Origin of the sequence: Algoriphagus aquimarinus, assembly GCF_900112005.1 — a bacterium.
Classification (GTDB): domain Bacteria; phylum Bacteroidota; class Bacteroidia; order Cytophagales; family Cyclobacteriaceae; genus Algoriphagus; species Algoriphagus aquimarinus.
In genome coordinates, this window is the sequence record NZ_FOKK01000035.1 from 1 (window position 1) to 12,130 (window position 12,130).

A 12,130-nucleotide genomic window follows, 5' to 3' on the forward strand; every position below is an offset into this window, starting at 1 on the left:
TGACCGAAAATGGAGATCCATTGGAGAATGCATTGGCAGAACGGATAAATGGAATAATAAAAGAAGAATACCTGGACTGCTATCAAATAGAAACTATCCAGGAGGCTACTTTGCTCTTAGAAGAAGTTGTCAAGCTCTACAATCAGGAAAGACCACACATGAGCATTGGGAACCTGACACCGGAAGAAATCCATCAAACCAATCAAAAAACAGAAAGGCTATGGAGAAACTATTACCCTAAAAAACGTACTCTTGTAAATCCATTACAGGACTAAATGAAACTGTAAATCTATACCAGTATTTAAACTCTAACCTGTAAACTTTTTTTAGGACGAGTCACACGATCAAACTCCCCCTTTATAAAAGATCCAGTTTTGGAAAAGGTGAATAGTAAAAGGGGGTTAGGGGGATTTTAACTACATATTCAGACTTTAATTTCTACCTCTGAACATTTCCAAATAGAAATAATTGAGTGAAAAACTCCTAGATCTTAAATCTTAATTCTTAAGTCTTCGGTCTTCGGTCTTCCGTCTTAACACCTAAATCTATCAGCTAGCACGATCAAACTCCCCTTCAGGGGCTGGGGGTGGAATAGGTAAAAGGGATAAAAAAATGTTATAAAAAATCCCTTTAATATTTTCTTAGAAAAAGTAGTGTTTGAAAAGTTGCTTAATCACCCTGACATAAAGGTATTAAGAGGATCCCAGAAAAAAATACCCTATACAGGGTATTTTTTTGCTTTTATGCCCCTAAATTCTCCACTGAATGGTATTTTTAAAAGTTGTTATATAAATATTCTACCTTTGTCTCACTGAATGAAACTAACAATTCTTAATTTTCGCAGTATCTTTTTACTTTTCTAAAAGCAATTCTCACCAACCACCAACAACCACCAACCCCTGTCCGCCGTGGCGGAAACAACCACCAACCACCAACCACCAACCAACAACAACAACCAACAACCAACAACCACCAACCACCAACTAACAACCAACCACCAACTAACAACCAACCACCAACCACCAACTAACAACCACCAACCACCAACTAACAACCAACAACCAACCTATTGATCAAACTTCTCGCAAGCTTTACCTCTCTATCACTTCTTCTGATTCTCTTCGCAGTGAATCGTGGTTTTGATATTTCCGATGAAGGTTTATATGCTTTATTGGTTGTGCCTGAGCAGCAGAATAGTGCAGGCATCTTCAATTACGATCTGTTCTTTAAACTCTTCTACAAAATCACTGGAATAGAGTTCGGAATTATAGGATTGAGATTGCTCCGTTTGGTTCTCTATGTGCTAGCAGCAATATCCCTGACATCCTTCTGGAAGACCTTGGCGGGATCTGCCAAACTCTCCATCCAGCATTTCTTTATTTCCTTACTAGGCATTTTCGCGGGATATGCATTTTTGCCTCAAAGTCTATCCTACAATTCCTTAAGCGTTGTAATAACCTGCTTTTGGCTAGCATTGATCTCACAGAGAAATAAGACCCCAGCTCACTATTTCCTAATAGGCCTACTGCTGGCCTGTATGGCCTATACTAAAATCACCGCCAGCTTGGGGCTGGGTTTGCTTACCATATTTTGGTTGATTTATGCCAAAGACATTAAATTGACTTCTGTCCTTGGTCTGATTCTTCCCTTCGCGATTATTGAATTGACCATGTATCTGGTTTTAGGTGAGTTTGCCTTTGCCAGGATTCTGGATGCCCGTCAAATGATGGCCCATCGATCAGAGTACTCCTTTCTCTTATTGTTTAAATACACTGCAGTTGGCTGCTTTTGGCTAGTATTAGTTGCTATTCCATTTTTCTTTTCCGGTAAACTCAGAGCTTCAGCACCCAAACTGAAGTACACCATGCTGTTTATTGCCTTGATTCTACTTGTATGCATAGGCTATTACACAGCCATCGCGCAGGAGTGGAACCATATTGTTCTGTTGCTTACCGTAGCTTTTCTTGCCTATCTAGCTCCGCGCTTGCCATTCGCATCCATACCTTCCCATCAACGGTACTTATTGGCTACCCTGTTAGTTTTGCCATTTCTGCTGCATCTGGGAAGCAACGTCTACTGGCTTCGTTTGGGGATTCATTACTGGGTCTTTTGGTTGATTGCCGCCTTTTATCTGGGTAGCCTAATCGATAAAAGTCTAATAGCAAAAATGAGTTTAGCAGTAGGGGGCTTTACCTTAGTGCTGGTAGCAAATGGTATCTGGATTCACCCCTTTCAGCAGGAACCTCTTTGGAAAGCCACACAGGAATGGACCTATGGCCATGGAAAGAACATTAAGCTCACCGAAAAGCAGATAGAGGTGTTAACCGCCGTTGAACCCTTAGTGCAGGAGCAAGAACAGCTTTTGGCTTTCTATAGAATTCCCGGAATCGCATATCTCCTGAATAAAAAATCCCCCAAATCCCCTGGCTTTTGGACAAAGAGCCAAACTGAATATTTCTTTCCTTCTGGATATCAAGCCGAGGTACTACTCTTTTACTCTCTGGATTCCTTACCTTCCTTTGTGAAAAGCGATTTTTCTAAGACCTATGTCCAACTTCCTGATGGAGAAGAATTACAGATTTTATGGAGAAAATAAAGTCTAAATCCTTCCTGCTGTTTTGGTCTCTTCTCGGTCTGGGAGCAATGATTGCCATTTGGTTTCTGCCTTGGAGATTTCAGGTCAATGATGATGAAATCATGATGTGGCTGGTTTCAGGTGCATATACTGGGACACCGGAGCCTTACGCGGTTTTTATCCACCCATTGCTCAGTAGGATTTTCTCCGTACTCTACACCTTAAGCCCTGCTGTTCCCTGGTATCCTTTGACCTGGTTTTTAGTGATCTACCTAGGTTATTTAGTTTTCTTAAAGCAGGTAGTCACAATAGAGAGAACTTTCTGGTCTAGGCTTATCTGGACACTTTTTCTCTTTGGCTTCTTTGTACATTTCTTGTTTTTTCTTCAATTCACCATAGTGGCTGCTTTTGCTATTAGTGCAGGATTAGCAAGCAGATTGGTTAGTTCCAAAGAAGATGTGGAGATGAAATGGTATAAGGCCTACCCTGCAGATATTTTAATTCTGGCAGGTATTCTTATACGCCAAGAAGTACCAATGCTGTTGTTTGCAGGAGTTCTATTTCTAAATTTTCTTATTATCAGAGATAAGAGAATGTATAGACTCTTAATTATGCCTGTCCTGCTTTTCCTACTTTTTTCCTCGATAAGCCACTTCATGGTGAATCAAGAGTTTCAAAAGCAAAACCAATTGAGGTCCCAAGTATTTGATCATCCAGTTTTACAATTGCATAAACAGGATTTTAAGGATAGTCATCTCGAACTTTATCATTTTTCCAACGGTCTGATTGAATTTCAAAACGATTCGGGTTTGGCTAATAAGCTGGAGCAATGGAAAGTTTTACTCGACCAGGAAAGATCTCGACAGTTCACTTTTTCTGCAACGCTAACGGCTCTTTATACCTTTATAGAGCATGAGGTTTATTTGATTACTATCGTACTGATATTCATAGCTTATACCGTTTCTTGGAAATACAAAAGCCAATTGATTATACTGGTTTTTCTTAGTACTGTGCTAGTAGTGCTGTCCCCATTCTACCTGATAAAAGTTCAGATTTATATTATCGTCTTCTTATTATATTTCTTGATTTCTCTAATTCTACCTCATCCTGATTTTAGTAAGGAACTAACCTTAAAAGGCGGAGCACTGGTACTTGTTTTAGGGATTTGCTTTCACTTTTACTCCTACACTAAAAGTTCAGAGAATATTCCTTCAGGGCAAAAACTAAAAAGTCAACTCGAAAGCCTGAAAGCGGCAGGAATAGAGGAGGTAGTGCTAATAGCCGCCGGCGAAGTTTATCATGAGTTGGTTTTTGAGAACCCTTTGCCTTTCAGAGTATTGGGTTGGCCTACTCTTTTGAATAGTGGTGAAACCAATGATATGAAGCGGGCATATTTGGTTGATTCGGCAACTTATTCAAGTAATGCCGTCTATTTTAAAGATATGGAGCCCCAACCAAGCATAGGTGACCAGGTACTTTTAATTTCTAACTAATGAAAGGAATCTGGGCTAAGTTTAAAAATTGGAAATATGATTTGCTGATAGTGGGACTATATAGTTTTACTATCACTTTCATGATTATGAATTTCAAACATCTCGTCGATATCAAAATTCATAATTTTATTTTAATTGACTACTTAGATGCTGGATCCTTTCCGATTCCTCCAGGATATTATGGGCTAATCTATTTGGTAGATTTGATAGCCCGATTTCGTCATCCATTTGTATTAAGCTCTATTCTGGTTCTTACCCTTTTTTTGTGGTGGAAGTATAGGATAGTTTTTAATTTCTTTAAAACTAAGATTGATTTCACAAATACTAAGCTATTCCTACTTTCAATAAGCTTTCTTTTTTTAGGGCCTATCTATCTACTAGGGATAGATGAAGGGCTATGGTATCTGGGTAAGTTCACTCCTAATATCTGGCATAATTCCACCACAATCGCCGTTTTTCCATTTTCTATCCTCCTTTGTTTTCAAACCTTACAATGGAGTGAAGATCAGTCAACAAATAGAATCTATAAGATTATTGGGATTGGTTTAGCCTTACTGTTAATCAAGCCTAGCTTTTTATTCTGTTTTGTTCCTGCCTTACCTATTTACATACTCATTAAGGAAAGGGGATTTTCACCTATGCTATGGAAGTCTATCTTCATAGTGTTGATTTTTATCGCCCTTATCTTACTTGAAAAACACTTGATATTTACCTGGGATCCTATTCGGGAAAAATTGTATGAACCAGATGAGATCTCACAAATAATCCTTAGCCCCTTTAAAATTTGGTTGCATTACTCACATCAACCTATTCTGGATTTGCTAAGCAGCATTCCTTTGCTCCTTTGTTTTTTGATCCTCTGGAGGAAGACTGCTTTCGAAGACTCAATGTTTACCTTCACTTTTATCCTTTTGATATTTTCTTTTATAGTTTATTTCCTCTTCGCAGAAACTGGATTTCGTCAATATCACGCAAATTTCTACTGGCAAATCCCCATAGCCCTTTTTTTAAATTACATGAGTATCCTGTCTGTGATCCTTAAGGATTACCATGCTCAGCACAAACACTTGACCAGTAGAACAAAAGTTATGACAGCTTTCTACCTGATTCAAGTCGCATTTGGGATTGCCTATTGGGTCAGGATTTTTGCTTTTGAAACCTTGATATGATCATTCTCTATGCTTAAAAAGTAGTTGTACGGTTTGGTTTCAATCTCATAGTATGGCAAAATATATGATATCCTATCTCCCTTATTGTCTATAATAGGCAATTGGCTAAGTGAGTACGATTGAAGTAACACGGTATCCAATAGGACTATAGGGGAGGAGAGCTGCTCTAATTCTAGGACGGTTGCTGTAGGTATATCCTTTACACTTGGATTTATTCTCAACTTCAATAACTTTTGCTGAAGGGGGATTACAAGCAGGAACGAGATGAAATTCAAGCCTATTAGGCCATAGGCCAAATTCCTGTTGGTCGAGATTAGCGATAAGTTTAGAAATAGACACATCGGAGTGTACATTCTCAACTCTGCCCAATCGTAATTCTTATAGAGTACTATATTGAAAATCAAGATACTGCCAAGCGTGATAGCACCGAAAAACAGGACGCTACTTCTTCTAAATAATAGCACAGAGCTAAGTAGAGTTAAGGCTATCCATATCTTCTGAAGGGTATAAAATTTCCCCTCAGTGAAATGCAAAGCAAAATATATATTTCGCTTGATATTGAAATAGAAACTCTCCCAAGCTGCACTTAGATTTCCTGATCGGATTAATTCCCCCATCACAGAAAATGTATTCGGTACCTGCTCGTGAAGGTAGGATTGCATTAGAAATGGCAGACATAAACCCAAAGGGATAAATGCCCATTTCCATGTGGAACCTGACTTTTCAAAAAGAAATGGTAATCCAAAGAATGCAAAAAACCAGGTGCTTCTGATAAATCCTAAACCAAGAATTAAAAGGATTAAGATAATAAAGCTCTGCTTATCAGATTTTCGCATATACTGATTCGCAGCCAAGAATAGGAATACTGCCCCAGCTACATGTATTAATTCAGGCAAAAAAGTGAATGAATAAAAGAATACAAAGGGAGAACCTAATACGACTAGAGTTTGAAGTAACTTTTCATGCCAAGTTTCTTTTTTCCTTAGGTTCAGTAAGGCAAGAGAAATAAGAAGAATACATACATTTATGAACAGTATATTCAAGTTGCCCCATCCAATTACTAAGGATATGCCTCCATAAATGATAGAATATGCAGGCCCATGAGCATCTAACCCCCATATTTTTGAGCCATAGCCACTGTAGGTAAAAGGAGCCTTGAGACTTAGGTGTTTGGTAAAACTTTCAGCATTCTTAAAGTAGAAACTCTCATCTCCATAATAGGGAGAATAAGAACCATCAATAAATAAGAAAAAATAGATATAGAGGACTAAAGCCCCTAAGACAAGAATTAATAGGGGTTGAACCTTTACGATTTTTCTAAAATCCATTAAAATTCATCTGAGTTATTGTTTGTATAGCCACTGCTTGAATGCAATAAAGATTGGTAATAATTAAACCAACTCCAATTGAACCCTATTTCCATGACCCTTTTCCACTACTCCCAAATCCCCTCCCGAGATCAATGATCAATTATCAATGTTCAATTTTCATTTATCAACCCCCGTCCGCCGAGCCAGAACTAACCAACAACCAACAACAAACAACCAACATCCAACAACCACCAACCACCAACCACCAACCAACAACCAACAACCAACAACCAACAACCAACAACCACCAACCACCAACCACCAACCACCAACCAACAACCAACAACCAACAACCAACAACCACCAACCAACAACCAACACCCAACCAATAATTTGCAAATCCCATTTACCCGAGTAAATTTGTTACTCACTGAGTAAGTTTATTACTCGGCTAGCTATTTCCCAAGTATGGGAGTGACCGAGCGAAGCTTTGAAGACAGCTGCCAATAGACAATGATCATCCCCGTTCTATGTGGAGAACCAACAACCAACAACTCCCGATAGCTATCGGGACAACCAACAACCAACAACCAACAACCAACAACCAACAACCAACAACCACACCTAACCCCCAACCAATAATTTGCAAATCCCATTTACCCAAGTAAATTTGTTACTCACTGAGTAAGTTTATTACTCGGCTAGCTATTTCCCAAGAATGGGAGTGACCGAGCGAAGCTTTGAAGACAGCTGCCAATAGACAATGGTCATCCCCGTTCTATGTGGAGAACCAACAACCAACAACCAACAACCAACAACCAACAACCAACAACCACCAACCCCTCATTAACTTCTCCAGCTCGTTCTTACGTATTCCGTGAAGGAGTGGATTTTGCCACCCAAGAGCTCATAGTCTTTCGCTAATTCTTCAGCTTCTAAAGATAACTGAGGATATAGAGCTACTATTTTCTCTAAATGGCTTAGAGTTTCCAACCCACTGGCTTCAGAGTAAACTAGAAATTTGATAAAATCATTCTTGTAGCTTCTCCTTCCATATCCTTCTACAATATTGGTATTGACAGAATTTGAAGATCGTCGTAGTTGGCTTCCCAATTCATATAACTCGTAATTAGGAAGTTTTAGGGAAAATGGATGTGTTTTTAAAAATAAACTAAAGCTGATTTTATAAATATCAAGGTCTTTATAAGTATTCATCACAGTGTTGTTAGAAGGTAAGAGAAATACGACAAAACAATAACTACTAAGCTATTTATTTCTTAATAAACTAGCAACCAGATTTTTACACAACCAACAACCAACAACCAACCACCAACCACCAACCACCAACCACCAACCAACAACCACCAACCACCAACCACCAACTAACCACCAACAACTAACCACCAACCACCAACCAAAAGTTTGCTCGAATCCCTAGTTACCTCCAAAACCCGCATCAAACTTCTTCTGAAGTTCTTTTCGCATGCCAATTCAGGCTATTTGCGTTCCTTAGCCAAGGAGTTTGATGAATCCACCAACTCCGTTCGGGTGGAGTTAAACCGCCTTACCGAAGCAGGTTTGCTAGTTTCTCAGGAAGAGGGCAAAACCAAAGTGTACAAAGCCAATGAGGAGCATCCCTTCTTCACAGAAATCAAAAACATGGTTTCAAAATTCCTGGGATTGGATGATCTGATGGAAAGAATTGTCCGAAGGATGGGAGATGTAGAAAAGGCCTATATAGTCGGAGATTATGCCAAAGGAATAGATTCCGGAACCGTACATATGATATTGATCGGCAAGGAACTGGACAGGGAATACCTGGACTTTATCAGAGAAAAAACCTACGAGAAAGTTCTGCGAAAAGTGGAAGTATCCATCATGGAAACCGATCCCGGAGATATACAAGGCATACTGGTATATGGTAAATAGCGTCCACTTATAATTCTTACCATTTCCCAACCAACAACTCCCGATAGCTATCGGGACAACCAACAACTCCCGATAGCTATCGGGACAACCAATAACCAACCAACCATTGCTCTCCATCATCTCTCCCGTATACCGCGCCGAAAACGTCCTAGCCGAACTTATAGCTAGAATCAAATCCTCCGTGTCTGGACTAACTTCTGAGATTGAGATCATATTGGTAGAGGACTACAGTCCCGACAACTCCTGGGAAGAAATAGAAAGACTAGCCACCCTTCATCCAGAGATTAGGGGAATCAAACTCTCCCGAAATTTCGGGCAACACTACGCCATCACGGCAGGTTTGGATGCAGCAAAAGGAGAGTGGATAGTGGTAATGGACTGCGACCTCCAAGACAGACCCGAGGAAATCCCCAATTTGATGGCAGCAGCTCAGCAAGGTTTTGATGTGGTGCTTGCAAGTAGGTCAGATAGGCAAGATGGGTTTTTCAAAAAAATGTCATCTAAAGTTTTTTACCGTACCCTGGCTTGGCTGACAGGTTCAAAGCAAGATGAGAGCATAGCCAATTTTGGCATCTATCATCGCAAAGTCATTAAGGAAATTATTGGCATGCGAGAGAGCATACGCTATTTCCCTACCATGGTGAAGTGGGTAGGATTTCGGCAGACATCCATAGAAGTAGTTCACGCGGAGAGAACCGAAGGAACTAGTAATTACAATTTCAAACGCCTGTTCAACCTGGCACTGGATATCATGCTAGCCTATAGTGACAAACCTATACGTCTCACGGTCAAACTTGGCTTGCTAGTGGCGCTTACAGGATTTCTCTTTGCCCTGTACACCATGTTGAAGTACTTACATGGAGACATCATTGTGGCTGGTTACGCCAGTCTGATCATTTCACTTTGGATGCTCACCGGCTTCCTGCTCATTACCCTTGGCATGGTAGGGCTCTACGTCGGCAAAACCTTCGAAGGAGTCAAACAGCGCCCGATTTATATTGTAGAGAAAAGAGTAGGGTAAGCCCCATCAATTACCAATTACCAATTACCAATTTCCAATTATCAATTCCCCCTTCGCCGTGGTGGAAACAACCAACAACCAATAACCAACAACCAACACCTAACAACCAACACCTAACAACCAACACCTAACAACCAACACCCAACAACCAACACCCAACAACTAAAACCTTGATCACTCCACTTCCCTTCGATACCCAGCTATTCAATTACCCAGTAGGTAGAATATCAATCAACACCGATTGGAATGAAGAGAACTTTGCAATTGCAGCTAAGGAATTTCAACTGATTTATCTCTTTTCGAAATCACCGGTAGCATTCAATAACCCCTCTATTCAATTGGTCGATATCAAAATGACCTTTGAGAAGCATATTGATAATCCGACAGAGATTCCTGAAATAAAGCCTTTTCAGAAGTCATTAAGTAAGGAATTACAGGACTTGGCATTTGAAAGCGGAGCCTATTCCCGCTACAAACTAGATACTCGTTTGAATCAGGAGGAATTTGAAAAACTATATAGAATTTGGATACAAAAAGCTTGGGAATCCAACTCCGTACTCCAAGCTCCGGACCTACAAGGAATGGTAACCTACAGTGTAGATGCTAAGGCAGCTAAAGTAGGACTGATAGCAGTTTCTAAAGAGAGCCAGGGAAAGGGCTGGGGGAAGAAACTGATGAAAGCCGCAGAAGCGACAGCCTTCTCACTTGGAGCTGAAACCATAGAAGTAAGCACCCAGGAAACCAACATCCCAGCCTGCAAACTCTACGAATCCCTAGGATATAAATTAGCAGAAAAGACATTTGTTTATCATTGGTACAGCGAAAAATAACTCATAAACCCCCGTCCACAGTAACGAAACCAACACCAAACAACTCCCGATAGCTATCGGGACAACCAACAACCAACAACCAACAACCAACAACTAACAACCAACAACCACCAACTAACAACCACCAACCAACACCCACCAACCAACACCCACCAACCAACACCCCCTTTGACCCCTAAAGACAACATCAAAATCATCCAGCCCACTTCCGGTTGGCAGCTTATAGACTTCAAGGAGTTATGGAGATACAAGGATCTACTGTACTTCCTAACCCTCAGAGGAATCAAAGCCCGCTATGCACAATCCGTATTGGGAGTTGCCTGGGCGATAATACAGCCACTATTCACTACGCTGATCTTCACCGTAGTCTTTGGCAACCTGGCCAAAATAGATTCTGATGGCATTCCCTATGCCTTATTTTCTTACTTGGCACTTTGGCCTTGGAATTACTTCTCCGGCACACTCACCGAGTCAGCCAATTCCCTGATCCAAAATGCCAATATGATCACCAAAGTGTATTTCCCTAGAATGGTGCTGCCACTGAGTTCCATTCTATCCAAACTGCTGGACTTTCTAATAGCTTTTGTAGTAGTGGTGGGAATGATGATCTACTATCAGATTATGCCAGGTTGGGGACTTTTGGTACTGCCATTGTTGATCATCCAGCTGCTGATGTGCAGCCTAGGGGTGGGAATGATGCTTTCAGCCATGGCCGTGAAATACAGAGACGTCAAACATGCCCTAAGTTTCGTGGTACAGCTACTGCTTTATGCCGCTCCGGTAGTATATAGTACCACAGCTGTTCCCGAGAAGTATCAAGCCTTCTATGTGCTCAACCCAATGGTAGGAGTAATCGAAGGTTTCCGAGCAGCCTTTCTGGATCGTCCCATGCCTTGGGAATGGATCTGGCCAGGCACCATCGTCGCCATTGTCCTATTCATTTTCGGTATGATGTATTTTCGAAGGATGGAACGGATATTTGCGGATGTAGCATAAGTTACCTCACCCCCGGCCCCTCTCCTAAAGAGAGAGGGGAGCGAGTCACGGTTAAACTTTGTTTAAAGACCATTAAATCTAATTCGCATTTAATTTAGGAGAGTATCTAATCCTCCCTTTAGCGATTTGGGATTATCAATGCATCATAACGCATCTCCAGAAATATTTAGAAGAGGTGAATGGTAGAGCTTCTAACAGAGTCTCAGTTCTCCCCTTTAGGGGTTAGGGGGTAGAACGGATATTCGCGGATGTAGCCTAGGGAGCTTTCGCTATTAATTTAAAATTTTTGAATTTCAAATTATATGTATATCCGCTTTTCTACCAGTAAAGTGGGAAAAGCAATCTAGAATTTGTTCAAATTTATAATTGAGGTCACTTCGGACTTCGGTCATCGGTCTTCCGACCAGATAAGCAAAGAATCTAAGGCAACTGGCATCATTGCGGGTAATCACATAAAATTAACTGACTCTACGGGATTTTGCACGTAGCCAAATATTATTTGACAGCTTGTGACAAGTAGTTCCTAAATAGGTCGAATTGGTTTTCCTTGGCTAAAAACACACAAAGCCATGAATATCATTGAGTTTATCCAGCATTTTCCAAACGAGGAGAGTTGCGAATCCTACTTGAAAGCTTACCGTGAGAAGACAGGGATCTATTGTAAAACCTGTAAAAGTAGCCCTAAGCAATACTGGTTTTCAGGAAAAAAATTCTTCGAGTGCAGTCAATGTCGAAGAAGAACTTCCCTAAAAGCCGGTACAGTTATGGAGTCGAGCAATTTGTCTTTACATACTTGGTTTACCGCTT

General features: G+C 40.5%; 12 protein-coding genes. 10 read left to right on the top strand and 2 right to left on the bottom strand.

Annotated elements, in window-relative coordinates; all coding sequences use genetic code 11:
- The 4 genes from BM291_RS21665 to BM291_RS21685 all read left to right on the top strand — a co-directional run.
- The coding region (locus BM291_RS21665) for an integrase core domain-containing protein (RefSeq protein WP_139229015.1) at positions 1-275 on the top strand (275 nt) is incomplete at its 5' end.
- Between the two features lie 794 nt (positions 276-1,069).
- Complete coding sequence (locus tag BM291_RS21675) at positions 1,070-2,596, top strand: hypothetical protein (RefSeq protein ID WP_139229170.1); 1,527 nt, start codon at positions 1,070-1,072, stop codon at positions 2,594-2,596.
- A complete protein-coding gene (locus BM291_RS21680) occupies positions 2,584-4,068 on the top strand; it encodes a hypothetical protein (protein WP_092902069.1) in 1,485 nt (494 codons plus the stop codon). The genes BM291_RS21675 and BM291_RS21680 overlap by 13 nt, the downstream gene beginning before the upstream one ends.
- Positions 4,068-5,237, top strand: coding sequence for a hypothetical protein (locus BM291_RS21685; RefSeq protein ID WP_092902072.1), 1,170 nt, complete (start codon positions 4,068-4,070; stop codon positions 5,235-5,237). The genes BM291_RS21680 and BM291_RS21685 overlap by 1 nt, the downstream gene beginning before the upstream one ends.
- Here BM291_RS21685 and BM291_RS21690 read toward each other — a convergent pair.
- The gene (locus tag BM291_RS21690) at positions 5,198-6,565 is read right to left on the bottom strand and encodes a hypothetical protein (protein ID WP_092902075.1); all 1,368 of its coding nucleotides are present in this window, start codon (positions 6,563-6,565) and stop codon (positions 5,198-5,200) included. The genes BM291_RS21685 and BM291_RS21690 overlap by 40 nt on opposite strands.
- Positions 6,566-6,699: 134 nt before the next feature.
- Between BM291_RS21690 and BM291_RS22135 the strand changes: the two genes are divergently transcribed.
- Positions 6,700-6,939 (top strand): hypothetical protein, encoded by a 240-nt coding sequence (locus tag BM291_RS22135; protein ID WP_175499770.1) that lies wholly within the window; start codon positions 6,700-6,702, stop codon positions 6,937-6,939.
- Between the two features lie 454 nt (positions 6,940-7,393).
- Here the strand turns inward: BM291_RS22135 and BM291_RS21700 are convergent, their stop codons facing one another.
- Positions 7,394-7,762 (bottom strand): four helix bundle protein, encoded by a 369-nt coding sequence (locus BM291_RS21700; protein ID WP_092902077.1) that lies wholly within the window; start codon positions 7,760-7,762, stop codon positions 7,394-7,396.
- 207 nt (positions 7,763-7,969) lie between these two features.
- Here BM291_RS21700 and BM291_RS21705 point away from each other — a divergent pair, with 207 nt between their 5' ends.
- The 5 genes from BM291_RS21705 to BM291_RS21730 all read left to right on the top strand — a co-directional run.
- Positions 7,970-8,476 (top strand): winged helix-turn-helix domain-containing protein, encoded by a 507-nt coding sequence (locus tag BM291_RS21705; RefSeq protein WP_092902079.1) that lies wholly within the window; start codon positions 7,970-7,972, stop codon positions 8,474-8,476.
- Between the two features lie 106 nt (positions 8,477-8,582).
- Positions 8,583-9,497, top strand: coding sequence for a glycosyltransferase family 2 protein (locus tag BM291_RS21710; RefSeq protein ID WP_245786942.1), 915 nt, complete (start codon positions 8,583-8,585; stop codon positions 9,495-9,497).
- A 170-nt stretch (positions 9,498-9,667) separates the two neighbouring features.
- Positions 9,668-10,327 carry a GNAT family N-acetyltransferase gene (locus BM291_RS21715; protein ID WP_092902085.1) on the top strand — a complete coding sequence of 220 codons (660 nt, stop codon included), beginning with the start codon at positions 9,668-9,670 and terminating at the stop codon, positions 10,325-10,327.
- 168 nt (positions 10,328-10,495) lie between these two features.
- Complete coding sequence (locus BM291_RS21725) at positions 10,496-11,323, top strand: ABC transporter permease (RefSeq protein WP_092902089.1); 828 nt, start codon at positions 10,496-10,498, stop codon at positions 11,321-11,323.
- 569 nt (positions 11,324-11,892) lie between these two features.
- A partial coding sequence (locus tag BM291_RS21730) for a transposase (protein WP_139229171.1) occupies positions 11,893-12,130 on the top strand: 238 nt, incomplete at its 3' end.

Bases quoted from the DNA above. Each gene is read 5' to 3' on its own strand.
- BM291_RS22135 (WP_175499770.1), top strand. From the start codon at position 6,700: ATGATCAATTATCAATGTTCAATTTTCATTTATCAACCCCCGTCCGCC.
- BM291_RS21685 (WP_092902072.1), top strand. From the start codon at position 4,068: ATGAAAGGAATCTGGGCTAAGTTTAAAAATTGGAAATATGATTTGCTG.
- BM291_RS21690 (WP_092902075.1), bottom strand. From the start codon at position 6,565: ATGGATTTTAGAAAAATCGTAAAGGTTCAACCCCTATTAATTCTTGTC.
- BM291_RS21680 (WP_092902069.1), top strand. From the start codon at position 2,584: ATGGAGAAAATAAAGTCTAAATCCTTCCTGCTGTTTTGGTCTCTTCTC.
- BM291_RS21700 (WP_092902077.1), bottom strand. From the start codon at position 7,762: ATGAATACTTATAAAGACCTTGATATTTATAAAATCAGCTTTAGTTTA.